Annotated in this window: 24 protein-coding genes; 10 read left to right on the top strand and 14 right to left on the bottom strand. The window is 70.3% G+C overall.

Annotated features, from left to right (window positions below):
* The first annotated feature begins 62 nt into the window (after positions 1–62).
* On the top strand, positions 63–1,034 hold the full coding sequence (locus KYX17_RS02705) for a potassium channel family protein (RefSeq protein WP_243225000.1): 972 nt from the start codon (positions 63–65) through the stop codon (positions 1,032–1,034).
* Between the two features lie 5 nt (positions 1,035–1,039).
* On the opposite strand, the gene KYX17_RS02700 is transcribed toward KYX17_RS02705, so the two are convergent.
* Positions 1,040–2,794: a proline--tRNA ligase gene (locus KYX17_RS02700; RefSeq protein ID WP_243224999.1), complete on the bottom strand. Its 1,755-nt coding sequence runs from the start codon at positions 2,792–2,794 to the stop codon at positions 1,040–1,042.
* A 40-nt stretch (positions 2,795–2,834) separates the two neighbouring features.
* Positions 2,835–3,605: an isocitrate lyase/phosphoenolpyruvate mutase family protein gene (locus KYX17_RS02695; protein ID WP_243224998.1), complete on the bottom strand. Its 771-nt coding sequence runs from the start codon at positions 3,603–3,605 to the stop codon at positions 2,835–2,837.
* Positions 3,606–3,656: 51 nt separating this feature from the next.
* Here KYX17_RS02695 and KYX17_RS02690 point away from each other — a divergent pair, with 51 nt between their 5' ends.
* Positions 3,657–5,072, top strand: a complete 1,416-nt coding sequence (locus tag KYX17_RS02690) for an RNB domain-containing ribonuclease (RefSeq protein ID WP_243224997.1) — start codon at positions 3,657–3,659, stop codon at positions 5,070–5,072.
* A gap of 33 nt (positions 5,073–5,105) precedes the next feature.
* Here KYX17_RS02690 and KYX17_RS02685 read toward each other — a convergent pair whose 3' ends face one another.
* The gene (locus tag KYX17_RS02685; protein ID WP_243224996.1) at positions 5,106–5,591 is read right to left on the bottom strand and encodes an HIT family protein; all 486 of its coding nucleotides are present in this window, start codon (positions 5,589–5,591) and stop codon (positions 5,106–5,108) included.
* 165 nt (positions 5,592–5,756) lie between these two features.
* Here KYX17_RS02685 and KYX17_RS02680 point away from each other — a divergent pair, with 165 nt between their 5' ends.
* The gene (locus KYX17_RS02680) at positions 5,757–7,268 is read left to right on the top strand and encodes an HNH endonuclease signature motif containing protein (protein ID WP_243224995.1); all 1,512 of its coding nucleotides are present in this window, start codon (positions 5,757–5,759) and stop codon (positions 7,266–7,268) included.
* A 224-nt stretch (positions 7,269–7,492) separates the two neighbouring features.
* On the opposite strand, the gene KYX17_RS02675 is transcribed toward KYX17_RS02680, so the two are convergent.
* From KYX17_RS02675 to ispG, 4 genes are read right to left on the bottom strand one after another with little or no spacing between them, the layout of a single operon-like run.
* The gene (locus KYX17_RS02675) at positions 7,493–8,347 is read right to left on the bottom strand and encodes a hypothetical protein (protein WP_243224994.1); all 855 of its coding nucleotides are present in this window, start codon (positions 8,345–8,347) and stop codon (positions 7,493–7,495) included.
* Positions 8,347–8,679: a nuclear transport factor 2 family protein gene (locus KYX17_RS02670; protein ID WP_243224993.1), complete on the bottom strand. Its 333-nt coding sequence runs from the start codon at positions 8,677–8,679 to the stop codon at positions 8,347–8,349. The genes KYX17_RS02675 and KYX17_RS02670 overlap by 1 nt, the downstream gene beginning before the upstream one ends.
* 13 nt (positions 8,680–8,692) lie before the next feature.
* Positions 8,693–9,301 carry an SIMPL domain-containing protein gene (locus tag KYX17_RS02665; protein ID WP_243224992.1) on the bottom strand — a complete coding sequence of 203 codons (609 nt, stop codon included), beginning with the start codon at positions 9,299–9,301 and terminating at the stop codon, positions 8,693–8,695.
* A 7-nt stretch (positions 9,302–9,308) separates the two neighbouring features.
* Positions 9,309–10,439, bottom strand: coding sequence for a flavodoxin-dependent (E)-4-hydroxy-3-methylbut-2-enyl-diphosphate synthase (ispG, locus tag KYX17_RS02660; protein ID WP_243224991.1), 1,131 nt, complete (start codon positions 10,437–10,439; stop codon positions 9,309–9,311).
* A gap of 212 nt (positions 10,440–10,651) precedes the next feature.
* Between ispG and KYX17_RS02655 the strand changes: the two genes are divergently transcribed.
* Positions 10,652–12,523 (top strand): anthranilate synthase family protein, encoded by a 1,872-nt coding sequence (locus KYX17_RS02655; RefSeq protein ID WP_243224990.1) that lies wholly within the window; start codon positions 10,652–10,654, stop codon positions 12,521–12,523.
* 344 nt (positions 12,524–12,867) lie between these two features.
* On the opposite strand, the gene KYX17_RS02650 is transcribed toward KYX17_RS02655, so the two are convergent.
* The 4 genes from KYX17_RS02650 to KYX17_RS02635 form a co-directional block, all read right to left on the bottom strand.
* Positions 12,868–14,061 (bottom strand): RNA polymerase sigma factor, encoded by a 1,194-nt coding sequence (locus KYX17_RS02650; protein WP_243224989.1) that lies wholly within the window; start codon positions 14,059–14,061, stop codon positions 12,868–12,870.
* Positions 14,058–14,489 (bottom strand): YciI family protein, encoded by a 432-nt coding sequence (locus KYX17_RS02645; RefSeq protein WP_243224988.1) that lies wholly within the window; start codon positions 14,487–14,489, stop codon positions 14,058–14,060. Before KYX17_RS02645 ends, KYX17_RS02650 begins: the two co-directional genes overlap by 4 nt.
* Positions 14,486–14,878 (bottom strand): YciI family protein, encoded by a 393-nt coding sequence (locus KYX17_RS02640; protein WP_243224987.1) that lies wholly within the window; start codon positions 14,876–14,878, stop codon positions 14,486–14,488. Before KYX17_RS02640 ends, KYX17_RS02645 begins: the two co-directional genes overlap by 4 nt.
* Before the next feature lie 89 nt (positions 14,879–14,967).
* Positions 14,968–16,284: an RIP metalloprotease gene (locus KYX17_RS02635; protein ID WP_243224986.1), complete on the bottom strand. Its 1,317-nt coding sequence runs from the start codon at positions 16,282–16,284 to the stop codon at positions 14,968–14,970.
* A 60-nt stretch (positions 16,285–16,344) separates the two neighbouring features.
* On the opposite strand from KYX17_RS02635, the gene KYX17_RS02630 reads away from it, so the two are divergent.
* The 3 genes from KYX17_RS02630 (at position 16,345) to KYX17_RS02620 (ending at position 19,585) form a co-directional block, all read left to right on the top strand.
* On the top strand, positions 16,345–16,914 hold the full coding sequence (locus KYX17_RS02630) for a hypothetical protein (protein WP_243224985.1): 570 nt from the start codon (positions 16,345–16,347) through the stop codon (positions 16,912–16,914).
* A gap of 117 nt (positions 16,915–17,031) precedes the next feature.
* Positions 17,032–17,694, top strand: coding sequence for a YcnI family protein (locus KYX17_RS02625; protein WP_243224984.1), 663 nt, complete (start codon positions 17,032–17,034; stop codon positions 17,692–17,694).
* 304 nt (positions 17,695–17,998) lie between these two features.
* The gene (locus KYX17_RS02620; protein ID WP_243224983.1) at positions 17,999–19,585 is read left to right on the top strand and encodes a Mur ligase family protein; all 1,587 of its coding nucleotides are present in this window, start codon (positions 17,999–18,001) and stop codon (positions 19,583–19,585) included.
* A gap of 82 nt (positions 19,586–19,667) precedes the next feature.
* Here the strand turns inward: KYX17_RS02620 and dxr are convergent, their stop codons facing one another.
* Both dxr and KYX17_RS02610 read right to left on the bottom strand, forming a co-directional pair.
* Entirely contained in the window at positions 19,668–20,747 is a 1,080-nt protein-coding gene (gene dxr / locus KYX17_RS02615; protein WP_243224982.1) for a 1-deoxy-D-xylulose-5-phosphate reductoisomerase, read from the bottom strand.
* A 28-nt stretch (positions 20,748–20,775) separates the two neighbouring features.
* A complete protein-coding gene (locus tag KYX17_RS02610; RefSeq protein ID WP_243224981.1) occupies positions 20,776–21,720 on the bottom strand; it encodes an FKBP-type peptidyl-prolyl cis-trans isomerase in 945 nt (314 codons plus the stop codon).
* A gap of 134 nt (positions 21,721–21,854) precedes the next feature.
* Between KYX17_RS02610 and KYX17_RS02605 the strand changes: the two genes are divergently transcribed.
* Positions 21,855–22,634: a 1-acyl-sn-glycerol-3-phosphate acyltransferase gene (locus KYX17_RS02605; RefSeq protein WP_243224980.1), complete on the top strand. Its 780-nt coding sequence runs from the start codon at positions 21,855–21,857 to the stop codon at positions 22,632–22,634.
* On the opposite strand, the gene KYX17_RS02600 is transcribed toward KYX17_RS02605, so the two are convergent.
* Positions 22,635–23,111 (bottom strand): OsmC family protein, encoded by a 477-nt coding sequence (locus KYX17_RS02600; protein ID WP_243224979.1) that lies wholly within the window; start codon positions 23,109–23,111, stop codon positions 22,635–22,637. It lies immediately after the preceding gene.
* A gap of 27 nt (positions 23,112–23,138) precedes the next feature.
* Between KYX17_RS02600 and KYX17_RS02595 the strand changes: the two genes are divergently transcribed.
* The gene (locus KYX17_RS02595; protein ID WP_243224978.1) at positions 23,139–24,134 is read left to right on the top strand and encodes an asparaginase; all 996 of its coding nucleotides are present in this window, start codon (positions 23,139–23,141) and stop codon (positions 24,132–24,134) included.
* A 55-nt stretch (positions 24,135–24,189) separates the two neighbouring features.
* Positions 24,190–25,302, top strand: coding sequence for an alanine dehydrogenase (ald, locus tag KYX17_RS02590; protein WP_243224977.1), 1,113 nt, complete (start codon positions 24,190–24,192; stop codon positions 25,300–25,302).

The raw sequence follows: 25,302 nt of genomic DNA, 5'->3' as shown, positions 1-25,302 counted from the left end.
GGTGGTGCTCCAGAATGGTTCCGCTCGCGGCACAGCGGGACATCGGCGGAGGGAGCGGCCTCATGGGCGGGATCAGGGACCGGATCGCGGCCAGGCGCCGGGCGCGCACCGAGCTGAAGAATCCGGCGTACGAGATCTTCATCGGCATCCTGTCCCTGCTGTCGATCATGAACCTGGTGTTCGTCTACGCCCTGCACGGCGACACCGCCATGCAGGTCGTGCTGGCGGTGATGAACGGCGTCCTCAGCGTCATCTTCCTGATCGACTTCGTGTATCGCATGGCGACCTCGACAGCGCCCCGGCGCTACTTCTTCCGCGGGTTCGGATGGGCGGATCTGCTGGCGAGCCTCCCGTTCCCTCAGCTGAAGGTGCTGCGGGTGTTCCGGCTGCTGCGGGTGCTCCGGCTGATGCGCGACCTCGGCCCGAAGCGCATCGCGACGACGCTGGTGCAGGATCGCGCCAACAGCACCCTGATGACCCTGCTCCTGCTCGGCATCCTCGTGCTGCAGTTCGGCAGCCTGTCGGTGCTGGCGGTCGAGGAGGATGCCGACGGCGCCAACATCACCACCGCGTCCGATGCGCTGTGGTACACGATCGTCACGATCGCGACGGTCGGGTACGGCGATCAGTATCCGGTGACGCAGGCCGGACGCCTGCTCGGAGTGCTGATCATCGTCGTCGGAGTCGGCATCTTCGGAACTTTCACCGGCTACCTCGCGAATCTGTTCCTCGGGCCGTCCGGGAAGACAGAGGCCGGACCGGACCGGACCGAGAAGACGTCCGACCCCGCCGACGGTGCGAATGAAGATGAAGCTGCCGGACATGCGGCGGCCGCCGGGGTCGCGGCGGGAGCCGCGTCCGGTGCCGTCGCCGTCGGGGTCTCCGCGGGGCGGCGAGCGGACGCGGCGGACGCGGACGACCGGCTGCGTGAGCTGCTGGAGCGCGCCGAGCAGCTCACGGCCGAGCTCCGGCGGATGGTAGCTGAACGCCGCGGAGGGCCTGCGGAGGAGAACCCCTCAGCCGGGGAGCACTGACCCGATCAGGCAGTCAGGCGCGCGATCGCGTCGTCGAGCGCGAGTGCTTCGCGCTCGCCCGTACGGCGATCCCACAGCTCGACCTGGCCTTCGGCCGCCCCGCGTCCGACCACGAGGACGCGCGGAACGCCGACCAGTTCGGCATCGCCGAACTTGACACCGGGCGACACCTTGGGACGGTCGTCGTAGAGCACCTCGAGTCCGGTCTCCTCCAGACGTGCGGCGGCCTGCTCCGCGACGTCGAACGCGGCCTGGTCGCGCCCGGCAGCGACGACGTGCACGTCGAACGGCGCGACGGACGCCGGCCAGATCAGTCCCTTGTCGTCGTTGTTGAGCTCGGCGATGATCGCCAGGATGCGCGTCACACCGATTCCGTAGGAGCCCATCGTCACACTGACGAGCTTGCCGTTCTCGTCGAGGACCTTCAGGCCGAGGGCCTCGGCGTACTTGCGTCCCAGCTGGAACACGTGGCCGATCTCCATGCCGCGTGCGAGCTCCACCGGTCCGGAGCCGTCCGGGGCCGGGTCGCCGTCTCGCACGTTCGCGATCTCGACGACGCCGTCGGCGAAGAAGTCGCGTCCGGCGACGACGGAGTGCGCGTGCTTCTGATCGATGTTCGCGCCCGTGACCCAGCGCGTGCCCTCCGAGACCCGGGGATCGACGAGGTAGCGGATGCCGGTCGCGGACTCCTCACCCAGGACGGCGCCCGCGGGCGACCACGGGCCGATGTACCCGCGTACGAGCAGGGGGTTGTTCTCGAAGTCCTCGGCGGTGGCAGTCTCGACCCCGGCCGGAGCGAACGCGACTTCGGCGCGCTTCTCGTCGACCTCGCGATCGCCGGGGATCCCGACGACGACGAGCTCCCGGGTGCCGTCGAGGTGCGTCAGGGCGAGCACGACGTTCTTCAGCGTGTCCGCGGCGGTGTACTCGCCGTCCAGCACGGCGTTCGCGTGCGCCACGAGCGTCTCGATGGTCGGTGTGTCGGGAGAATTGAAGATCGTCGCCGCCGGCGCATCCGAGAAATCGACGGGGTCGGGCACCGCAGTCGTGAACGCCTCGACGTTCGCGGCGTATCCGCCCGCGGAACGGACGAACGTGTCCTCACCGACAGGGGTCGGGTGGAGGAACTCCTCGCTGCGGGATCCGCCCATCGCCCCGGCATCCGCCTGGACGATCACGTACTCCAGGCCGAGGCGCTGGAAGATGCGCTCGTAGGCGTCGCGCTGGGCCATGTAGGACGCGTCCAGCCCGGCATCCGAGGAATCGAAGGAGTAGGCGTCCTTCATGGTGAACTCACGGCCGCGCAGGAGGCCGGCACGAGGACGCGCCTCGTCACGGTACTTGTCCTGGATCTGGAAGATCGTCAGGGGCAGGTCCTTGTAGGAGGAGTAGAGGTCCTTCACCAGAAGCGTGAAGGCCTCCTCGTGCGTCGGCGCCAGGAGGTAGTCGCCGCCCTTGCGGTCCTGCAGGCGGAACAGCAGATCGCCGTACTCCTCCCAGCGACCGGTCGCCTCGTACGCCTCGCGCGGCATGAGCGCGGGGAAATGCACCTCCTGCGCACCGGCCGCGGCCATCTCCTCGCGGATGACGGTCTCGATCCGCGCCTTCACGCGCAGGCCCAGCGGCAGCCAGGCGAAGATGCCGGCCGCCTGCGGTCGGATGTACCCGGCGCGGATCAGCAGCTTGTGGCTGGTGACCTCGGCGCCGGCGGGGTCTTCACGGAGCGTGCGGAGGAAGAAGCGGGAGAGACGAGTGACCACGGCCCAAGTCTAGTGACCTGCGATCACCCGTCCGTCCGGCTCAGTTCAGGGCGCGGGTCCCCTCGGGAATGGCTCCGTCCGCGTACAGGCTGGAGGCGAGGTCCTGCAGCGCCGTGAGCGCGACCCGCTGCGTCATCGGACCGTACGAGATCCGGGCGACACCGAGCGCCTCGTACTCCGCCGCGGTCAGTGCGCCGGGCAGTCCGATCACGCTGATGCGGTTCTCTCCGATGCCCGCGACCAACTGGCCCGTCACCTCGGCGTCCAGGACGCCCGGCACGAACACGGTCGTCGCACCGGCGTCGAGGTAAGCACGACCGCGTTCGATCGCGTCGGCGATGCTCTGCGCGACCGGACGGTCGCCGGCGCGCACGAACGCGTCGGTGCGCGCGTTGAGGGCGAACGGGATTCCCTCGGCCTCCCCCGCGGCGACGATCGCGGCGACATCCGCCACCGACTCGGCGAGGGGCTTCAGCCGGTCTTCGATGTTCGCGCCGACGACTCCCGCCGCGATCGCGAGGCGAGTGGTCTCACCGGCGTCCCCGTAGCCGTCGTCGAGGTCAGCCGACACCGGCACCTCGACGGCCGCGGCAATACGCGACACCATGTCGAGCATGAGCTCGCGCGGGATGCTTCCGTCGGGATAGCCGAACGTGGCGGCGATGGAATGGCCGGCGGTGGCGATGGCGGCGGTCTCGGGGAGCGCGGCGACAGCCTGGGCGGACACGACGTCCCAGACGTTCACGACGCGCAGGATACCGGGGGCGCGGTGGAGATCGACAAGGGTCTGGGCCTTCTCAGCAACGGTCATGCGTCCACGCTAACGCCGATCGATGCGGGTGGGCCTGACTAGTCTCGAAGCATGCCTCAGCGTCGCGCACATGTCGCCCCTTCCGTCGCGCAGAGCGAGCTCGCCGAAGCGCTCGCCGCACTTCGCGCGTCGCTGGACGCCCCGGTCGAGTTCTCGCCGGAGGCGCTGGCCGAGGCATCCGAGTCCACCGCTCCGGAACCGGAGGTCGACCTGCGGGACGTGCCGTTCGCGACGCTGGATCCCGCGGGTTCGAGGGATCTCGATCAGGCGTTCCATCTGGCGCGACTCGGGAACGGATTCGAGGTGCGATACGCGATCGCCGACGTCCCGGCGTTCGTCCGCCCCGGTGGAGCGCTGGATGCCGCGGCGCGCGAGCGCGGTCAGACCCTCTACGCGGCAGACGGGTCGATCCCGCTGCACCCGCGTCCGCTGAGCGAGGACCGCGCCTCGTTGCTGCCGGACGTCGAGCGCCCCGCGCTGGTGTGGACTTTCAGGCTGGACGAGGCGGGAGCCGTCGACGGCTTCCGCCTGGAACGCGCACTGATCCGATCCCGCGCGCAGCTGGAGTACACGAGCGTCCAGAAGGCGCTCGCCGCCGGAGAGGACTCACCCGCGGCACTGCTGCCGGTGATCGGCGGGCTGCGGCAGGACCTCGAGCGCGAGCGCGGTGGCGCGAGCCTGAACGTCCCGGACGAGGAGGTGCTGCGCGCTGCGGACGGAACGTATTCGATCGTCCGGCGTCACCCGCTGCCCGTGGAGGACTGGAACGCGCAGCTGTCGCTGATGACGGGCATGGCGGCCGCGACACTCATGATCGACGCCGGCGTGGGCGTGCTGCGCACCATGCCGGAGCCGGACGCCGCGGCCTTCGACGCGTTCCGGCACCAGACCGAGGCGCTGGGGAGGCCGTGGACCTCCGGCGGCTACGGCGAGTACCTGCGGAGCCTGGACCGCTCGGATCCGCTGACCCTTCCCGTGCTGGAGGCGGCATCGACGCTGTTCCGCGGAGCCGGGTACGAGGTGTTCGACGGGAGCGTCCCCGACGGGATCGAGCAGGCCGCCATCGCGGCGCCGTACGCGCACGCGACGGCGCCCCTGAGGCGGCTCGTGGATCGCTGGTCGCTGGCGATCTGCCTCGCCGTCTCGAACGGGCAGGATGCCCCGGCCTGGGCCCGGGATTCGCTGGCCGAGCTGCCCGAGCTGATGCGCGCCTCCTCTCAGCGCGCATCGCGCCTGAACGCCGACACGATCAACTGCGTCGAGGCGGCGCTGCTCTCGCCGCGCGTCGGCGAGCGCCTCGACGCGACGGTGATCGCGGTCAGGGAGGATCGGGCCACCGTCCAGATCGCCGAGCCGGCGGTCACGGCATCCGCTCCCCTGCCCGCCGGAGCCGTGCCGGGCGACGCGGTCTCGCTGCGGCTCGTGCGCGCCGACATCGCGAAGGGCGAGGTGGAGTTCGCGCTGTGAAGGGCGTGGGTCGAGAACGGTCCTCCTGATTCGTCACCCGCTGAGCTCGTGGGGCAGCCGCAGAATGTCTCGCAATGTCTGCGCGAACGGTTCGCGATCTCGGCTCGGCACCCACATCGCCTCGTCGTGACGCTGATACAGCCGGTCTCCCTCGTGCCGGGGGAAGACGTGGACGTGCAGGTGCCAGACGTCCTGGCCCCCGGCCGGCTCGTTGTGCTGCCGGATCGAGACGCCCGCGCAGTCGTAAGACGCACGGATGCCGCGGGCGACGAGCTGCGTCAGCGACCACACCGCGGCCGCATCCTCGGGCGCGAGGTCGTACAGGTTCTCGACGTGCACTCGTGGAATGACGAGCACCGCACCGGGATTGCCCGGCCACCACTTCGGCGCGATCCGGGCGTAGGCGCGCTCAGTGACGGCCACGACGTCGGTCGGCTGGTTCCGCTCGTCGAATCCTCCCTGCTGCAGACGGCAGAACGGACAGTCGTAGTCGGCGGGTTGGTGTGAGATCGCTGCCATCGTCACCGCTCCGTCGCTCCGTAGCAGGCATCGGGACGGCTGAGCCAGACGGTCTGCATGGGTACAGTCAATCAGCCGCCACTCGTTATCCATCCGTTATCGGATCACGTCGGATTCGAATCGAATCCACGTTCGAATGTCGGAGGCCCGCAGCATCATGAGGGTATGAATTTCTTCACCGAGATCGACCAGCAGATCACCGCTCTGCGGTGTCTGCTCGGTGAAGATGCAGCGGTAGAGGAGCTGGCCGGATCACTGCGGGCGTTGAGCGACGACGATCTCGTCGAGGTGATGCGCGCCGCGGCAGCCCTGTCGAGGTGCGTCGAGAGGGTGGCCACGCTGGGCGCCGGCATCATCGCGGCACGCTCGGATCGATCTGCCGGACACGGCGGTCTCGCACAGTCACGCGGGCACCGCGAACCCGCGGACCTGCTGCAGGAGCTCACCGGCGGCTCCCGGGCCGATGCGACGCAGCGCATCCGGGTCGGCTCGACGCTCCTCGAGACCGTCGATCATCCGGCACAGGACGGCGCAGCCGTCCCTCCTGCTGTCGACGGTTCGGGGGATCAGGAGCCGTCTTCGGCGGGGCATGCACCGACTCGCCCCTGGCACGCTCCGGCTGACGATGCCCTGCTCGCCGGGCGGATCTCCACGGCGCAGCATGACGCGATCGTCCGCGGACTGGACGCGCCGCCGCGCGGCGCACCGGACGGTGCGGAACTCATGACCGACACGGCAGCGGTCCACGAGGCATGGCTCGTCGCCACCGAGGACCTCGTCACCGAATCAGCCCATCGCACGCTGGAGGAGCTCCGATCAGCCGCGCGTTCACTGCGCGACATGCTCGATCCCGATGGCGCCGAACGTCGGTACCAGGAACGTCACAACGCCCGGTCCTTCCGGATGTGGACCGACCGAGACGGCGTGCATCATTCATCGACCGTCTACGACGAACACGGCTACGCGCTCATTCGGAGTATCCACGACGCAGCGCTGAGACCTCGGCGAGGCGGCCCCCGCTTCGTCGACGAAGCCGACAGACAGGCAGCGCAGGAACTCATCGAGGATCCGCGCACCAACGAGCAACTCGCGTACGACCTGATGATCGACCTGATCCATGCCGGCGCGACTGCCGAATCCGCCACCGTGTTCGGCGTCAAGCAGGCCGGCGTCCGCATCGTGCAGACCGTCGGCGCCGAAGGCGTTCACCGGTCCGCGCACACCGAGGACGGTCTCGTCTCCCTTCCCCGGTCGGCTGTCGAGCAGCAGGTCTGCGACACCGGGGCGCTGCCGATCATCGCGGATGCGCTCGGCAATCCTCTTCAGGTCGGACGCGAGCACCGGTTGTTCACACCGAAGCAGCGCATCGCTCTCGCCATTCGCGACGGCGGCTGCCGATGGAAGAACTGCGACCGCCCCGCCTCCTACGGCGAAGCGCATCACATCGACGAATGGTCCCGAGGCGGACGCACTGACATCGATCGCGGGATTCTGCTCTGCCGTTTCCACCACATGCAGCTCCACAACGGAGGATGGCGGATCACCCGGGACGGCACCGACGACTTCGTACTCCATCATCCGAGCGGCGAGACGTACGATCTGCCACCACGCCTCCATCTGCGGTACGCCTTCGCAGACTTCGCCCCGCCGCCGAAACGGTTCCGATCCGCCGCGTGAAGACGGTCGGTTCTGCCACCGGTGGTGGAGGAAGCGGGTCGGGTCCCGGCGCCTCCCGGGCACGACACGCCTGTCGGCGCCACCGGGCGAGTCCACGGGAGCACGAGAAGGTTCTGCCGCCTCTGGGCACGACCTGGCTGTCAACGGCGCCGGCAGATTCGATGCGCGCCGACATCCAGCGTCCGCGGACCCGACCCGACCCGACCCGACTCGACTCGACTCGACTACGGCGACGGCACGACGGTCGTCGTCATCACCAGCAACTGCGGGTCGGACAGATCAAGAGACACCGAGATCGAGGTGAACTCGGACAACGAACGCACATGCGTTCCACCGCACGGAATCGACGCCACGCCCTCGGGAAGCTCGCACTCCCACCGCCGCCGGTCCACGATCGTTGGCCCCTCCGCCACCACGCGACTCGACGCCCCCGCAGCGACCCACGCGGACAGCTGCGCGTTGATCCGGTCCTCGCGCTCCGCAAGCGTCGCCACGAACGACTCGGTGTCGAACCCGGCACGGCGAAGACTCTTCCCGAGTCGATACTCGTCGACCGCGCCGTCCTCACGGATGCGGCTGGACTGGTTGGAGCGCCCCTCGAAGTCCGGAGACCCCAGAGCGTCCACCCCCGGGTCCTTGCGCCACAGATCGGCCACGGCCAGATCCAGCGCCAGCGACGCCAGGTGGCACGCCGTGTGACCACGACTCAGACCCGCACGTCGACCGGCATCCACCGACAGCGTGACCGCAGCGCCCTCGACGAGCCCAGCCGGCACCTCGCCCGCCAGCGCATGCCCGACGAGCCACGTCCATCCGTCCGCACCGCGCTTCACGGGAATCTCCTCCCCGACCGCGAACACGCCCTCGTCCGAGACCGCTGCCATCACGGCCTCCGTGACGACGGCCGAGCCCCAGGCTCCGGTGATCGTCCCGCTGTCTCCGGGCTGATCGGGCCACGTGTGGTCGACCGGATGGAACGGCGTCTCCTCGACGACCACCAGAGGCCGCGGCATCCGCTCCACGCGGAGCACCGTGGAAGACGATTCCACCGCTTCGAAGTCCACCTGCGTCGCGTCCATCAGTGCCCCGGCGGGATGGTGAAGCTCGCGACCAGGCCGCCGTCCACGACGAAGACTCCATCCGACTCGCCGGTGAAGACCCGGCTCGCCCATGCGAAGCGGATCCGCGTGGTGTCGCCCTCGGTCTCGGCGGACAGCACCGTCATCCTGGCTCCGGCCCCGATGGCATCCGAATCGGCCCAGCTGCGCACACCGCTCGGCCCCGCCTTGACCGTTCCCCAATCGCTCACGAATCCCTCGGGGGTAAAGGCGGAGACGAACGCATCCGTGTCCGCGTCGTTGATCGCGTCGACCAGCGCCTGCACCGGCGCGGGAAGTGCTGCTTCGGACATCAGGCCTCCTGATTCAATCGGTCTCGTACTCGCCGGTCACCGCGACGCGCACGGTGATCTCGGGGATCGTCAGATCATCCGGCGCCCCGCCACCGGCCCCGCGCACACCCACGGGAGCCGCCTGCTGAGCCTCTCGGATCGCCGTCACACGACCGACCGCCGCGCCCAGCGCGGCCGCGAAGTCGTCGGCCTTCGTCCGCGCATCGCGCACCGCGACGCCCCGTAGATCCCGCGTGACCCGGAGCTTCGTCGCCTCCGTCAGAGCCCAGGACGGCGACACGGTCGCCCCCAGGGCGCTCAACGTCGCCACGACGTCGGACACGACCTCGAGCCGGCCGAGCTTGATCCGCACCGCACCGGCGGTGACGTGATCCTGGTGCTTCCGGCCGTCCTTGTCTGTCCAGGTCCGCACGTTCGTGCTGAGCGGATCGACCGAGTGCCACGTGGCCGCTCCCGTCTCGCGCAGACTCGCCGCCTCGCGAGCGAGCCTGGCGTGCACCGCTGTCCCCTGCGCGATCGACTCGGGTCGGTCACGATGCGCGATCGCCACCCGCGCGGTCAGCGTCACCCTCTCGGCCGCGAGGTGCCGCTCGCCGAGCCCGTCGACCGTGATCGTCGTCATGCGGGTCTCACGCCGTGATGACCTGGGCGGTGCCGAGCGGAGCATCCGGACCCATCTCGGCGGCGATGCGATTCGCCTCCTCGATCAGGGTGGCCACGATGTCGTCCTCCGGAACCGTCTTGATGACCTCGCCCTTGACGAAGATCTGCCCCTTGCCGTTCCCTGATGCGACGCCGAGGTCCGCCTCCCGTGCCTCACCGGGCCCGTTCACGACGCAGCCCATGACAGCCACGCGCAGCGGCACGGTCATGTCCTTGAGCCCTTCCGTCACGTTCTCGGCGAGCGTGTACACGTCCACCTGGGCCCGACCGCACGACGGGCACGACACGATCTCGAGCTTGCGCTCCCGCAGATTCAGCGCCTGCAGGATCTGGTGACCGACCTTGACCTCCTCCGCAGGCGGAGCCGAAAGCGAGACGCGGATCGTGTCGCCGATCCCCTCGCCCAGCAGGATGCCGAAGGCCGTCGCCGACTTGATCGTGCCCTGGAAGGCGGGCCCCGCCTCCGTGACGCCGAGATGCAGCGGCCAGTCGCCGCGCTCGGCCAGTTGCCGGTACGCCTTCACCATCACGATCGGGTCGTTGTGCTTGACGGAGATCTTGAAGTCGTGGAAATCGTGCTCCTCGAACAGCGACGCTTCCCAGACGGCGCTCTCCACGAGCGCCTCCGGCGTGGCCTTGCCGTACTTCTCGAGGAGGCGCCGGTCGAGGGAGCCCGCGTTCACGCCGATGCGCAGCGACACTCCTGCATCCTGCGCGGCCTTGGCGATCGCGCCGACCTGGTCGTCGAACTTGCGGATGTTGCCGGGGTTGACGCGCACCGCCGCGCATCCGGCGTCGATCGCCTGGAACACGTACTTCGGCTGGAAGTGGATGTCCGCGATCACCGGGATCTGGCTCTTCTTGGCGATGATGTGCAGCACATCGGCGTCATCCTGGGACGGCACCGCCACGCGCACGATCTCGCAGCCGGACGCCGTCAGCTCGGCGATCTGCTGGAGCGTGCCGTTGATGTCGGTGGTCTTCGTGGTCGTCATCGACTGGACGCTGACGGGGGCGTCGCCGCCGACCAGCACCTTGCCCACCTTGATCTGGCGGGACTTGCGGCGCGGGCTCAGGACTTCGGGGACGCGAGGCATCCCAAGATTGACTGCTGGCACCCCTCCAGGTTACGCGGCCGAAACGTGGCGAGGCTGGATACACGCAGTGTGATAGTTTCAGCGCATGCTCGCGAACCGCACGTGGTGGCCCGCCTCCTAGGCGGTGTGTTCGCGTTCCCACGACCCAGACCGCCGTCGCCGGCGGTCTTTTCGTTGAGTCGCGCCGGATGCCCGATCCTCAGGAGACACCGATGATCACCCCGCTCGCCTCCGACCCGAGCGCGTCCTTCGTCCTCATCGCCCGCGACGGCGCCGACACCGTCGAGCTGCTGACCGGCGAGGTCGTCGACGTGGACCTGCTCGCCGACATCCCGCTCACCTCAGACGGCACCGCGGGCGGGGCACCGCAGGAGGTCTTCGCGCTCGTCCCGTACCGCCAGGTGCGCGAACGCGGATTCGAGGCACGGGAGGACGAGACGCCGCTGCGGTGCATCATCGTCGACCGCCACGAGCACCTCCCCGCGGAAGAGCTCATCGCGTCGCTGCCGCACGATCCGATCACCCTGCACGGCGCCGGCTTCGACATCTCGGACGACGACTACGCCGCCGTGGTCGAGCGCGTGATCGCCGAGGAGATCGGGCGAGGCGAGGGCGCGAACTTCGTCATCCGACGCGACTACATCGCCCGCTTCGAAGGCGACGACCGCACCGCGGCGTTGACCTGGTTCCGCGCGCTTCTCGAACACGAGCGCGGGGCCTACTGGACCTTCGCCGTCATCACCCCCGGACAGATCCTCGTCGGCGCGAGCCCCGAGGCGCACGTCGTGGCGCAGGACGGCATCGTCACGATGAATCCGATCTCCGGCACGTTCCGGCATCCGGCAGGCGGCGCGACCAAGGAGTCCCTGGTCGAGTTCCTCTCCTCCACGAAGGAGACGGAGGAGCTGTTCATGGTCGTCGACGAGGAGCTCAAGATGATGAGCGCCGTCTGCTCCGACGGCGGGCGCATCACCGGCCCCCACCTCAAGCAGATGTCTCGCCTGACGCACACCGAGTACATGCTCCGCGGTTCCAGCCGGCTCGACCCGCGCGACATCCTGCGCGAGACGATGTTCGCGCCGACCGTGACCGGCTCTCCCATGCAGAACGCCTGCACGGTCATCCGCCGCCACGAGCAGAAGCCCCGCGGCTACTACTCGGGAGTCGCGGCGCTGTTCACCCCGAACGCGCACGGCGGTCACGACCTCGACGCACCGATCCTCATCCGCACGGTGTACGCGAACGACGGCGCGCTGCGCGTTCCCGTCGGAGCGACCCTCGTGCGCCACTCCGACCCGCACGGCGAGGTCAGCGAGACGCACGGCAAGGCGGCGGGCGTCCTCGGGGCGATCGGCGCGATCGACCGCGACGAGGCAGCGGATGCCGATGCGCCGGCTGCGCCGGTCGACCTCGCCGCCGATCCCGAAGTCGCCTCGCTGCTCGCCTCGCGCAACGCGCGACTGGCGGAGTTCTGGCTGAATCCCCAGTCGGACGGCTCCTCCGGCCCGTTCGCGGGGCGGACAGCGCTCGTCGTGGATGCCGAGGACCGCTTCACCACCATGCTCGCCCACCAGTTGCGCCACCTCGGACTCGACGTCCGCATTCTGGCTTGGCACGAGACGACGGAGTCGGATGCCGATGCCGCCGACCTCGTCGTGGCCGGACCCGGGCCTGGTGACCCGCGCGACGAGTCCAGCCCGCGCGTCGCTCGGATGCGAGAGCTGGTCTCGCGCCGCCGCGCGCAACGGCGACCGCTTCTGGCTGTCTGCCTGAGCCACCAGATCCTGGCGGACGGCTTCGGGATCGACCTCGTCCCGCTGGACAGCCCCCACCAGGGCCTGCAGAAGGTCGTGCGGGTGTTCGGCGAAGACGCGTCGATCGGGTTCTACAACACGTTCACGGCCCGTGTGACGCCGGGGACGACGCGCGTCGGCGACGTCGAGGTGTCGGCGGATGCCGTGACGGGCGATGTGTTCGCGTTGCGCGGTCCTCGTCTGGCCAGCATCCAGGGACACCTGGAATCGATCCTGTCCCGCGACGGCATCCGCACACTGGAGCGCCTTGTCATGCACGCGCTGAGCTGACCGGTGTCGCGGGCACGGGTCGGCCGGACCGTGCACCAGCCGCTCCGGCTGTCTCTGCTGCATCTGCTGTATTACCGGAGCGCGCTGACCGACATCACCTGACTGGCACACCGACCAGCCGCACAGGCCGAGCAGCTCCACCGACACGCTGACGACGCCAGCCGACCGACGTGTACGGGATCGGGCCTCACTCGGACGAGCCGTGCCGAGCCGAACGGTGCTCCGCCCGGGGAGGCGCCCACCGACGACCGTGCGTCATGAGCGGACGCGGACGCGTCGCCCTGCGTTCGGTCCAGCCGTGCAGACCTTGGCTGCGGCACCCGCTCGGGAGCTGGCCCGGCCGCTCAGGTCGCCAGGCGGCGTGCGAGCAGCCGACGCTCGGCCTCGTTCGCTGTGTGCGCCAGCGCCTCACGGTCGGCATCAGCCGCCTCCGTCACGCGACCGGCGCGCCGCAGCAGCTCCGCGCGGACGGCGTGCCACAGGTGGTACTCCCCGAGCCGTGAGCGCAGACCGTCCAGCTCTGCCAGCGCGACCTCGGGACCGGCGACCTCGCCGAGGGCGACAGCGCGGTTCAGACGCACCAGCGGCGACCGGTCGAGCGCGAGCAGCAGGTCGTACAGCACCAGGATCTGCGGCCAGTCGGTGTCGGCGGACGCGGGCGCATCAGCATGGCAGGCCGCGATCGCCGCCTGCAGCTGCCAGCGGCCCGGTCGGTGAAGCGCGGCGGCCCGTTCCAGCTCCGCGCGCGCCTGCGCGAGCAGTTCGGCATCCCACCGGGAGCGATCCTGCCGCGGCAGCGGGACCAGGTCTCCGTCGACGGCCCTGGCGCCCTCGCGGGCGCGGTGGAACAGCAGCAGCGACCGCAGTCCCGCTGCCTCGGCATGCGCGGGCAGCGCCTCGGCGATCACGCGCGCGAGCCAGAGCGCGTCGTCGGCCACGTCGCGATCGGCGCCGGCATCCTCTCCCGGGCGCAGATGAGCCGTGTCGTACATCACGCTCACCATCGTCAACACCACATCGAGCCGCTCAGCGAGATCGGCACCCTCCGGGATCCTCAGCGGGATACCTGACGTCGTGATCTTGCGCTTGGCACGAGAGATGCGCTGGGCCACCGTGGCCTCCGGCTCGAGCGTCGCCCGCGCGATCTGCCGGGTGGTCAGGCCGACGACCGCACGCAGAGACAGCGCGAGCTGCGCCTCTGCGGCGAGCGCCGGATGGCAGCAGCCGAACAGCAGCGGGATCCGCTCATCCGGACCCGTGTCAGCGGGTGCGGGATCCGCGGCGGCGACGAGCGCGAGCTTGTCGCGATAGCGCCGCTCGCGCCGCACACGATCCAGCGCGTCGTGGCGTGCCGCCGCGGCGAGCCAGGCGCCCGGCCGCGGCGGCACCCCCTTCGCCCGCCAGGTGCGCAGCGCCTCCTCGACGGCGGCGGAGACGGCTTCCTCGGCGATGTCGAAGCTCCCGAAGGATCGGGCGAGCGCCGCGACGATGCGTCCGGCTTCGTCACGGACGGCCGCGGCGAGCGCCTGGTCGCTCATCCGGCGAGCCCCGCCCGTCCTTGGCCGCTTTCCGATCCGTTGACGGGCGCGGAACCGCCGTCGTCCTCGAACCGGCTGTAATCCTCGACAGCGGGCCGGATCTCCAGCGACGTCCCCGGCAGATCAAGCACCGGCCACGTCTTCGCGAGGGCGATCGCGGCATCCAGATCGGGGACGTCGATGATCGAGAAGCCCCCGATCACCTCCTTCGCCTCCGAGAACGGCCCGTCCACGACCAGCGGGCGGCCCTCCGCCGCACGGATGGTGGTCGCCGTGACGACGGGTTGCAGCTCGGCTCCGCCCGACACGATGACGGCGGAGTTCGCGGCGAACCAGTCGTAGATCCGCTGGTAGACCGCATCCGCGACCCCGACGTCCACCTCCGCATCCAGCGCCGGAGTCGACGCGAACATCAGGACGTACTTCATGGCGCCGGCTGTTCTCCGGCGACGTCGGCGAACAGCTCCTCGTCCTCGAACATCGGACGGATCTCCACCGCCTTGCCGGGAAGGGTCAGTTCCGGCCAGGTGCGCGCCAGCGCGACGGCGGCGTCCATGTCGGGGACGTCGATGATCGAGAAGCCCCCGATCACCTCCTTCGCCTCCGAGAACGGCCCGTCCACGACCACCGGCGACGGGTCCCCGGCACGGACGGTCTTGGCCGTGGGCGGGTCCTGCAGCGCGGCCCCGCCGTCCGCGATGACGGCGGCGTTGGTCTCGAACCAGCGGTAGATCTCGGTCAGGAGCTCCTCGTTGCGCTCCGGGGAGACAGTGCGGTCCAGCTCGGGCTGGGACGTGAACATCAGGACGTACTTCATGGTGATCCTCTCTGTCGCGGCAGACGGTCACTCGACCGTCCCATGCAATCAGCGAACGGACAACCGGATTCTCGACACCGCCGGGAGATTCACCCGCCCAGCAGGTCGACGGGGTTGAACAGGTCCGCGATGAGCAGCAGAGCCCCCATGGCGATCAGCAGCGTGGCGACGACGACCGTCAGCGGCACCAGCCGGGTCGCGTCGATCGGCGCGGGAGGCGGACGACGGAACAGCTTCGCCCAACCACGGCGGATCCCATCCCAGATCGCGACGGCGATGTGTCCGCCGTCCAGCGGCAGCAGCGGGATGAGGTTGAACACGAACAGCGCGACGTTGAGCGAGCCGAGCAGGTTCAGCAGCACGGCGAAGCGGTTGAGCACCGGCGCGTCCGTGGCCGCGACTTCTCCGGCCAGCCGACCGACGCCCACCACGCTCAGCGGTCCCTCCGGGTCGCGCTCCCCGCCGGTGAAGGTCGAGACGGCGACATCCCACAGTCGCACGGGGAGGGTGGCGATCATGCTCGTGACCCGTCCGGCCGTCTCCATCGTCATCTCGAAGCCGGTGCTCAGCGGCTGCGGCACGAACCCCATCTGCGATCCCATGCCGACGTAGCCGACCTCGGCCACGAGCTCTTCGCCGTTCTCGTCGACAAGGGGCTGCCCGGAGGCATCCGTCAGCGTGCGCTCGGCCGCGATCGGCGTGACCGCCAGCGTGACCTGCTCGCCGTCCCGGTCGACGACGACATCGAGCGTCTCGCCGGCGGAGGCCTGCACGATCTCCGTCGCCTCCTCGAACGTCGAAACCGGGGTGCCGTCGATCGACACGAGCACGTCACCGGGCTCGATGCCGGCCTCCGCTGCGGGCGCGATCGGATCGCCGGGCGCGCATTCGGTCTGGGAGGTGCCGGCGGGCAGCACGCACTCCGAGACGGAGGCGATCGTGGTCGTCCCCTGCTGCAGGCCGATCCCGGAGGCAAGGACCGTGAAGATCACGATCGCGAGGACGAGATTCATGACCGGGCCGCCGAGCATCACGATGATGCGCTTGACGACCGGCAGCCGGTAGAAGACCCGATCCTCCTCCCCTGCCGCGATGGTCTCGTCGTTCGCCGTGCGGGCGTCCTGGACCAGCGTGCGGAAGACGCCTCCGGCCGGCCGGTCGTCCGAGGATGCCGGATACATGCCGGACATCGAGATGAACCCGCCCAGCGGCAGCGCCTTGAAGCCGTACTCCGTCTCACCGATCCACCGGGACCACAGTCGAGGCCCGAACCCGATCATGTACTGCCCGACGCGCACGCCGAACAGCTTCGCCGGGACGAGGTGGCCGACCTCATGCAGCCCGATCGAGACGCCGAGGCCGACGAGCATGAAGAGGATGCCGACCACGTAGAGCAGGATTTCCACCAGATCACCGTACTGGCCTGCGGCGAGGAATCCGCTGAGTCCGGCGCATAGACTCAAGGGGTGACCTCCCGGCAGCTGCGACTGAAGCGCGCGGCCGCGGCGTCCTCCACGGCGACCGTCCTCGCCGCCGTCTCGCACACGATCGGCGGCGGGATGCCGCCGCATCCGCTGCTGGTCGCAGCCGTCTCGGTTCTGCTGATCCCGCTCGCCGCCGCGTTGATCGGTCGCGGTCCGTCCGCCGTGCGCACCGTGCTCACCGTTCTCGTGTCGCAGGCGGTCTTCCACGTCCTGTTCCAGGTGCTGGGCGGCACGCTGACCGACCGTGCCGCACCGTCCGTCGGGCACGAACATCACCTCGTCGTCCTCGGACCGGTCGTGGCCGCGGCCGCTCCGGATGCGCCCATGCTCGTGTCGCACCTGCTCGCGGCGATCGGGACGGCGCTGCTGATCTGGCACGGGGAGCGGATCCTGCGCGGCATCGCCCGCTGGGCGCGTGCACGGCTGCTGCGCACCCTGCCAACACCGCCGGTGCTGGCGCGTGTCCGTCCCGCCCCGATCGCTCCCGTCCTCGCGGGCACGCTGACGCCTCTGTCCGAGACCGTCAGTCGACGCGGCCCTCCCCGATTCTGATCCGCGCCTCCCGCACGTCCCCTCACGGAGAAGTGCCCGATGCGCGCGCCCGCCGGAAGCCGGCGGACGACGTCACCGCGCCCGTGGTGACGCAGATCAGACTCAGGAGAAACACTCATGTCCTTCACCCGTCGCGGCGTCCTCGCCGTCATCCTCGGCACCGGCCTCGCCGTCGCCGCCCCGTCCCTCGCGTCAGCGCACGTCGGCGTGACACCCGACTCCCTCGCCGCCGACGAGGCGACGGTCCTCACCTTCTCGTTCACGCACGGCTGCGAGAACTCCCCCACGACCGCCCTGCGGATCACGATGCCGGACGGCCTGGCCTCCGTCTCCCCGAGCGTCGACTCCGGCTGGGACATCGCCGTGGAACGCGGCGACGACGGACTCGTCGACACCGTGACGTACACCGCGGTGACGCCCGTGCCCAGCGATCTGCGCGGTGCCGTGAGCATGCAGGTCCGCCCCGGAGAGGATGCGGCGGAAACGTTGGCCTTCCCCGTGGAGCAGATCTGCGAGACCGGTGCCAACGAATGGGTCGAGCTCGCCGAGGACGGCGAGGATCCGCATGATCTGGACGCTCCGGCCCCGGTGGTGGCGCTCGTCGCCGGCGAGTCGGACGGCGAGGACGGACACGGCGAGCATGCGGCATCCGGATCCGCGACGGATGCGGAGGCGGCGACCGGCGATCCCCTCGCCGTCGCGCTCGGCGCCGGCGGTCTCGTCGCCGGGGTCGCCGGCCTGATCGTCGCCATCCTGGCCTACCGGCGCCGCAGCTCCTGATGCGCGTGCGGGCCGGTCCTCCGATGACCGGCCCGCACCGCAGCCCGAACCTTGGCGCGCCGCGCGCCGCGAACCGTCGTCCCCGCCGCCTTCGGCACCGGGCGGACGAACCGGGGTATCCGCACGATCCGTTGCCCGACCGGACGCGGCCCGGCTGTCGCCCTGCGTCGATCTGAGCAACCGGACGATCCGCCGTCACGGCGCTCGGCAGGCAGGAGTACCGGGCCATGTCCGTCCGCCGCAACGCCGACTTCGATATCCGGATCGGAAGGCGCCGGCGCCCGCGTGAGAAACTGGTGTGGTCATGGCCACAGAACCCGAGTCCGCTCCGCTGCCACCTGTCCTGCGTCCGGAGAATCCTCCCCGGCATCCGCTGAGCGAGCTCGCCGCCCGCTTCGATCTCGCCGTGCGAGGCCATGTCGACGACGTCGTGGTGCGCGGGATCTCCCTCGCGACCGCGGATCTGCGCTCCGGTGAGGTGTTCGTCGGAATCCGCGGAGCCCGCCGGCACGGAGCGGAATTCGCCACGCAGGCCGCTCAGCAGGGCGCCGTCGCCGTCCTCACCGACCGCGACGGCGCGGAGATCGCAGCATCCAGCGGCCTGCCGGCCCTCATCGCCGACGATCCGCGCGCCGCACTCGGCGACATCAGCGCGTGGCTGTACGGCACGGACCGCGACATGCCCGAGCTCTTCGCCGTGACGGGGACGAACGGCAAGACGAGCACGTCCCATGTCCTCGAAGGCGTCCTGGGCCAGCTCGGCGTGGTCACGGGGCTGAGCTCCACGGCCGAACGCCACATCGCCGGTCGCAGCATCGTCTCGCGCCTGACGACCCCGGAGTCGTCCGAGATGCACGCGCTGCTCGCCCTCATGCGGGAGCGCGGCGTACAGGCCGTCGCGGTCGAGGTGAGCGCGCAGGCACTGTCCCGGCACCGCGTCGACGGCATCGTGTTCGACGTCGCGGGCTTCACCAACCTCACCCACGACCATCTCGACGACTACGGCGACATGGAGACCTATCTCGAGGCGAAGCTCGCGCTGTTCCGCCCGGACCGCGCGCGTCGCGGCGTCGTGTGCGTCGACACGGCGTCCGGATGGGAGGTCGTGCGCCGATCGGAGATCCCGGTGGTCACGGTCGGCGCCCCGCAGCTGGCGACGGACCCGGATGCCGCGGCCACCGCGGACTGGACCGTGCACCTCGACGAGGAGAACCAGCGCGGATCGACCTTCACCGTCCGCGCCCCCGACGGCGCCTCGCTGACGACGTCGATCCCCGTGATCGGCGCCCACATGGCCGCCAACGCGGCCCTCGCGATCGCGATGCTCGTGGAGGGCGGATACCCGTTCGCCCGGATCGCGGAGGCGCTGAACCGGGACGGCCGCATCGACGCCGCACTCCCCGGGCGCACAGAGCTCGTCTCGGGCTCCGCGGGCCCGGCGGTGTACGTCGACTTCTCGCACACACCCGATGCGTTCGAGAAGACGCTCGCCGCCGTGCGGAAGGTGACGCCGGGGCGCGTGCTGATGATGTTCGGCGCCTCGGGCAACCGCGACACGCTGAAGCGTCCCGTCATGGGACGGGTCGCCGCCGAAGGGGCGGACATCGTGGTCGTCACAGACCACCACCCGCGCTACGAAGCGCCTGCTCCGATCCGCGCCGCTCTCCTCGAGGGCGCACGAGGGGCGGGGACAGCGGCCCGGATCCTCGAGGTAGCGGCTCCCGAGGAGGCGATCCGCACGGCAGTCTCACTGGTCGGCGAGGGCGATGCCATCCTCTGGGCGGGCCCCGGACACCAGGACTATCGCGAGATCGACGGCGTGCGCACCCCGTTCTCCGCCCGCGCCCTGGCGCGACAGGCGCTGCAGGACGCCGGCTGGCCCGTCGCCTGAGGCGGGATCGCCCGCCGCAGCGCCGCGCGCGATCCCGCAGATCGACACGTAAGCCGTCGCGCGCCGCCGTTCGGCGAGGCGATCAGGAGGCGATGATCCGGTCGGCGCGCTCACGTGCCCAGCGCTCGGCCTCGTGCAGAGAGGCGACCGAGAGCGTCTCCGGCGGCTCATGCGCGTCCACCACGGCGGAGATCGTGTCGACGATCCCGAGGAACGGCAGACGCCCCTCATGGAACGCGTCGACCGCCTGCTCATTCGCGGCGTTGTAGACGGCCGGGAACGTCGAGCCGGCTCGTCCCACCGCCTTGGCCAGCGCGACGGCCGGGAACGCGTCGTCGTCCAGGGGCTCGAAGGTCCACTGCGCGGCGGTGGTCCAGTCCATCGGACGCCCGACGCCGCCGACCCGGTGGGGCCAATCCAGCCCGAGGGAGATCGGCAGGCGCATGTCCGGCGGTGAGGCCTGGGCGATCGTGGACCCGTCGATGAACTCCACCATCGAGTGCACGATGGACTGCGGGTGCACCACGACGTCGATGTCGTCGTAGTCGACATCGAACAGCAGATGCGCCTCGATGACCTCGAGGCCCTTGTTGACGAGGGTTGCGGAGTTCGTCGTGACGACGCGCCCCATGTCCCAGGTGGGATGCGCGAGCGCCTCGGCCGGGGTGACATCCGCCAACTCGTCGCGCCGACGCCCCCGGAACGGCCCGCCAGAGGCCGTGACGATCAGGCGGCGGACCTCGTCCTTCCGGCCGGATCGCAGGGCCTGGGCGAGCGCGGAGTGCTCCGAGTCGACCGGGACGATCTGCCCCTCCGACGCTGCGGCGAGCACCAGATCGCCGCCGACGATCAGCGACTCCTTGTTGGCCAGAGCCAGCGTCCGACCCGCCTTGAGCGCCTCGAGGGTCGGCCCGAGTCCGATCGATCCGGTGATGGCGTTGAGCACGACGTCGGCCTCGACGTCGCGCACCAGTTGCTGCGCGGCCTCCGCGCCCAGCGCGGTGTCCTCCACACGGAACTCGGCCGCCTGCTGCGCGAGCTGCTCGGCGTTCGATCCGGCCGCGAGACCCACCAGCTCGAAGCGGCGCGGATTCGCGCGGATCACCTCCAGCGCCTGAGTGCCGACGGAGCCTGTGGAGCCGAGGACGATGACGCGACGCATGCCGCCAGCCTACGCGCCCGGCGTCCCGCTACTGGACCGCGGTCTGGTTCGCGAGGATGTCGATCACGAAGACGAGCGTCTGCCCGGCCAGCTCGTGCTCGCTGGATCCGGCCTCGCCGTACCCGAGCGCGGGCGGGATCACGACGAGCACCTGGGAGCCGACCTTCTGACCCTCGAGCGCCTGGATGAAGCCCTCGACGTACGTGTTCCCCTGGATGGAGATCGGTCCGTCGTTCTGCCAGGAGGAGTCGAAGACCTCGCCGGTGTCCCAGTTCACGCCGTGGTACTGCAGAAGCGTCGTGTCGCCCGCGGCGACCGCGGCGCCGTCGCCCTGCTTGAGCACGGAGATCTGGAGGTCGGACGGGGCGTCCGCGTCCGGGATCTCGACACTCGGCTCGCCGTCGTCGGCGAGCGTCACGGCCGGCATGCCGTCGGCGGGTTCCTGCTCGGTGCCCCACGCCGCGGTCGGGGTGATCCCGAGGACGTCGATGATGTAGAACTGAGCGGCGGCCTGGTCGCTGGTCGGGAAGGCGACCGATAGGCGGGACCCGACCGTCGCGCAGCCCAGGACCTGGGCGAGGGACGCGTCGGCGGTGATCTTCGCAGGCAGCAGCTCGGCCGCCGTGTAGCCCGCATCGCCGAGACGGTCGCCGGTCTCGGCGTCGAAGGCGCTGAGCGCGTACGAGACGTAGTCGCCGTCGGAGATCTCCTCGCCGTCGCCTTCGCTGACGACCGTGCGCTGCAGCTCGTCGACGGTCTGGCCCAGCTCGAACGTCGCCGCGGAGACCTCGCCGAACGTGCCGTCGATCGTCACGCTGTCGGAGGCATCCCCGGATGCCGCGGCCACCGCGCACAGGTCGGCGGACGCGTCGGGCGTCTCGGTGGACTCGGGCGCCGCGCCGCCGCTGCAGCCCGCCAGGAGCAGGGTCGCCGCGGCGACGGTGGAAAGGAGGGCGATCGGACGCGTGCGCACAGTGAGACCTCGAGTCGGGGATGGGACCCCCCTATCCTGGCGCATCTCGCCTTTGCTCGCGCTGGGAGTCGCCGTGTCGCACGAACCGGCGGTGCATTCCGGTCACGGAATGATCTCGGGCGTAGGCTGGCAGGATGACCTCTGAGCCGTCCGACGCGCCCGAAACGCCGGTGGAAGAGTCCGACAGTCCGCGTCGTGCGGGCTTCACCTACGCGCTCGGCCGCGCCGTCATCGGCCCGCTCGCGCGCCTGGTCTACCGGCCCAGGGTCGAGGGCAGGGACAACGTTCCCCGTACCGGACCGGTGATCTTCGCCAGCAACCACCTGTCCTTCATCGACTCGATCGCGATCCCGGTGGCAGCTCCCCGGCCGGTGCACTTCCTCGCCAAGTCGAGCTACTTCGAGGGGACCGGCATCAGCGGCGCCCTGAGTCGGACGTTCTTCCAGTCCATCGGCGCGATCCCGGTGCGCCGCGGCGCCGGTCAGGCCGCGCTCGACGCGCTGGATCAGCAGCGCAAGCTCCTCGACGACGGCCTCGCCGTCGCTCTCTACCCGGAGGGAACGCGCTCCACCGACGGCCGGCTCTACAAGGGCCGTACCGGCGTCGCGTTCCTCGCACTGCAGACCGGCGCCCCTGTCGTGCCGGTCGGTCTCATCGGCACAGACCGCGTGATGCCGAAGGGCGCGAAGATGCCGTCCCTGCGCGAACGCATCACGGTGCGCTTCGGCGAGCCGATCGACGTCTCGTCGCACGGTCCGGCGTCGAGCGGCAGGGCACGTCGTCTCGCGACGGACGACATCATGGCCGCGATCCATGCGCTGAGCGGACAGGAGCTCGCCGACGCCTACAACGAGGCGCCGGCTCAGGGCACGATCGAGAAGATCAAGCAGGCCCTGCCGCACGAGCGGCGCTGATCAGGTCGCCGCGGTCACCGCGGCTTCATGGCGCACCGGGAAGTTCACCGAGTTGGCGATGAAGCACCAGGCGTTCGCCTGGGCGTGCGCGTTCTCGGCCGCTTCGATCATCGACGCCTCCGCCACGACGACCTCGGGGTGCAGCACGACCTCGGCGAACGCTCCTCCGCCTCGGCCGTCCTCGCGCATCACGCCGGTCGCCCTGTCGCGGTACGAGACGACGACGACGCCCGCTGTGACGCACGCGTGCAGGTACGACAGCAGGTGGCACTCCGACAGAGCGGCGAGCAGCAGGTCCTCGGGGTTCCAGCGCGTCGGGTCGCCGCGGAACGGCTTGTCCGAGGAGGCGAGCAGCTCGCTCTTTCCGGCGATCTCGATCGTGACGTCGCGCGCGTAGTCGCGGTATCCGCTCGTCCCGCTCCCCCGATTCCCGGTCCAGGTCGATGTGAGTTCGTAGTGGTGTTCGCCCAGGCTCATACCCTCAGTCTGGCCTAAGCTGGTCGGGTGCTGGAGACTCTCACCGTCGCGGATGCCGTCGAACTCGCCGTCGTCGAGCGGAGCGGCTTCATCGAATCCCGCCATGCCGGCGCCGCGGTCGTCCTGTCTCCCGACGGCGATGTCGTCTCCCGCCTCGGTAACGCGGACGCGCTGATCCTTCCGCGGTCGAGCCTCAAGCCCTTGCAGGCGATCGCCTGCGTCACAGCGGGCGCTGCGCTCGAAGGCGAGCAGCTGGCCCTGTCGACGGCGAGCCACGTCGGCACCGACCGGCACGCGGCGACCGTGCGCGACATGCTCGTCGAAGGAGGGCTCACCGAGGATGATCTCGCCTGCCCTCCGGCATGGCCGTCGGACACGACAGCGCGGGACGAACTGGTGCGGGAACACGGCTCCCCCGCACGAATCCGGATGAACTGCTCCGGCAAGCACGCCGCGATGCTGCGCGCGTGCGTGGCGACCGGGTGGCCGACGCAGGGGTACCTGGATCCCGCGCATCCGCTGCAGGCGCACATCCGCGAGGTGATCGAGCGTCTCACGGGTGAGAAGGTCGCGCACACCGCGGTGGACGGATGCGGTGCTCCCGTGTACGCCATGACGCTCACAGGTCTCGCGCGCGCCATCCACCGCATCGGCTCGGCCTCGGACCGCTCCCCCTTCGCCCTGCACCGGGTCGCCGGGACGCTCGTGCGCACGGTGCGCGAGCATCCGTGGACGATCGAAGGTCCAGGGCGTCCGGACACCATCGCGATCGAGACGCTCGGCGTGTTCGCCAAGGGCGGTGCGGAGGGCGTCATGGTCATGGTCGCCCCGAACGGGACCACGGTCGCGCTGAAGATGCTGGACGGATCGCCGCGCGCTTCCACGATCGTCGCGGCGACGCTGCTCGCCCGGGCCGGCGCGCTGGCCGACGCGGACGTCCGGTCGCTCGCCGAAGCACTTCCCCTCGCCGTCACCGGCGGAGGGAGCGATGTCGGGGTCATCCGCCCCGGCGTCGCCGTCTGAGCCCCCACCAGGGGCGGTGAACCCCCTCGATGAGGAGGGGAGGAAAGGAGCCACGATGAGGATCAGCGTCCCCACCGAGGTGAAGAACAACGAGTACCGGGTCGCACTGACCCCGTCCGGCGTGCACGACCTGGTGCAGGCGGGTCATGAGGTCGTGGTCCAGTCGGGTGCCGGTGCCGGATCGTCGATGCCGGATGCCGAGTACGCCGGGGCCGGAGCCGTCCTCGTCGAGGACCCGGCGGAGGTCTGGGCGCGGGCCGAGCTCGTGATGAAGGTCAAGGAGCCCATCGCCGAGGAGTACGGTCATTTCCGCGAGGACCTCGTGCTGTTCACCTATCTGCACCTCGCCGCCGATCGGCCGCTCACCGAGCGGCTGGTCGCTTCCGGCATGACGGCGATCGCGTACGAGACGGTGCAGCTGCCCGGAGGCGGGCTGCCACTGCTGGCTCCGATGAGCGAGGTGGCCGGTCGTCTGGCGCCGCTCGTCGGCGCCCACACGCTGATGCGCTCTCAAGGCGGTCTCGGCCTGCTGATGTCCGGTGTCCCCGGCACGCGGCCCGCACGTGTCACGGTCATCGGCGGCGGTGTCGCCGGAGCGAACGCCGCGGTCATCGCGAGCGGCATGGGCGCGGATGTCACCATCTTCGACACCAACATCCCCCGGTTGCGGATGCTCGACGATCACTTCGCCGGCCGCGTGAAGACGGCCGCTTCCAATCCGCTGGATCTGCGTCGTGCCGTCGTGGACTCGGATCTCGTGATCGGGTCGGTGCTCATCCCGGGTGCGCGCGCACCGAAGCTCGTCACGAGCGCCATGGTGGCGCAGATGCGACCGGGCAGCGTACTCGTCGACATCGCCGTCGATCAGGGCGGGTGCTTCGAGGACACCCACGCGACGACGCACGACGATCCGACGTTCCCCGTGCACGACACCGTCTTCTACTGCGTCGCGAACATGCCGGGAGCCGTCCCGAACACGTCGACCTCGGCGCTCACGAACGCCACGCTGCCCTACGCGCGCGCCATCGCGTCCGGCGGGTGGCGTGCGGCCATGTCGGCGGACCCGGCCTTGGCCGCTGGGCTGAATGTCACCAGTGGCCACGTCGTGAACCCGGGTGTGGCCGCCGCGCACGGATCGGAGCTGGTGCCGGTCTCCGACCTGCTCTGA

It is taken from the genome of Microbacterium sp. CIAB417 (assembly GCF_022788845.1).
The sequence above is the reverse complement of the archived record's forward strand: the minus strand, read 5'-3'. Positions and strand labels throughout refer to the sequence as shown.

Bases quoted from the DNA above. Each gene is read 5' to 3' on its own strand.
- KYX17_RS02690 (WP_243224997.1), top strand. From the start codon at position 3,657: ATGCCTCAGCGTCGCGCACATGTCGCCCCTTCCGTCGCGCAGAGCGAG.
- KYX17_RS02705 (WP_243225000.1), top strand. From the start codon at position 63: ATGGGCGGGATCAGGGACCGGATCGCGGCCAGGCGCCGGGCGCGCACC.
- KYX17_RS02640 (WP_243224987.1), bottom strand. From the start codon at position 14,878: ATGAAGTACGTCCTGATGTTCACGTCCCAGCCCGAGCTGGACCGCACT.
- ispG (WP_243224991.1), bottom strand. From the start codon at position 10,439: ATGCCTCGCGTCCCCGAAGTCCTGAGCCCGCGCCGCAAGTCCCGCCAG.
- KYX17_RS02605 (WP_243224980.1), top strand. From the start codon at position 21,855: ATGACCTCTGAGCCGTCCGACGCGCCCGAAACGCCGGTGGAAGAGTCC.
- KYX17_RS02600 (WP_243224979.1), bottom strand. From the start codon at position 23,111: ATGAGCCTGGGCGAACACCACTACGAACTCACATCGACCTGGACCGGG.
- ald (WP_243224977.1), top strand. From the start codon at position 24,190: ATGAGGATCAGCGTCCCCACCGAGGTGAAGAACAACGAGTACCGGGTC.
- KYX17_RS02645 (WP_243224988.1), bottom strand. From the start codon at position 14,489: ATGAAGTACGTCCTGATGTTCGCGTCGACTCCGGCGCTGGATGCGGAG.
- KYX17_RS02670 (WP_243224993.1), bottom strand. From the start codon at position 8,679: ATGTCCGAAGCAGCACTTCCCGCGCCGGTGCAGGCGCTGGTCGACGCG.
- dxr (WP_243224982.1), bottom strand. From the start codon at position 20,747: ATGCGTCGCGTCATCGTCCTCGGCTCCACAGGCTCCGTCGGCACTCAG.
- KYX17_RS02680 (WP_243224995.1), top strand. From the start codon at position 5,757: ATGAATTTCTTCACCGAGATCGACCAGCAGATCACCGCTCTGCGGTGT.
- KYX17_RS02675 (WP_243224994.1), bottom strand. From the start codon at position 8,347: ATGGACGCGACGCAGGTGGACTTCGAAGCGGTGGAATCGTCTTCCACG.
- KYX17_RS02695 (WP_243224998.1), bottom strand. From the start codon at position 3,605: ATGACCGTTGCTGAGAAGGCCCAGACCCTTGTCGATCTCCACCGCGCC.
- KYX17_RS02665 (WP_243224992.1), bottom strand. From the start codon at position 9,301: ATGACGACGATCACGGTCGACGGGCTCGGCGAGCGGCACCTCGCGGCC.
- KYX17_RS02620 (WP_243224983.1), top strand. From the start codon at position 17,999: ATGGCCACAGAACCCGAGTCCGCTCCGCTGCCACCTGTCCTGCGTCCG.
- KYX17_RS02685 (WP_243224996.1), bottom strand. From the start codon at position 5,591: ATGGCAGCGATCTCACACCAACCCGCCGACTACGACTGTCCGTTCTGC.
- KYX17_RS02650 (WP_243224989.1), bottom strand. From the start codon at position 14,061: ATGAGCGACCAGGCGCTCGCCGCGGCCGTCCGTGACGAAGCCGGACGC.
- KYX17_RS02625 (WP_243224984.1), top strand. From the start codon at position 17,032: ATGTCCTTCACCCGTCGCGGCGTCCTCGCCGTCATCCTCGGCACCGGC.
- KYX17_RS02655 (WP_243224990.1), top strand. From the start codon at position 10,652: ATGATCACCCCGCTCGCCTCCGACCCGAGCGCGTCCTTCGTCCTCATC.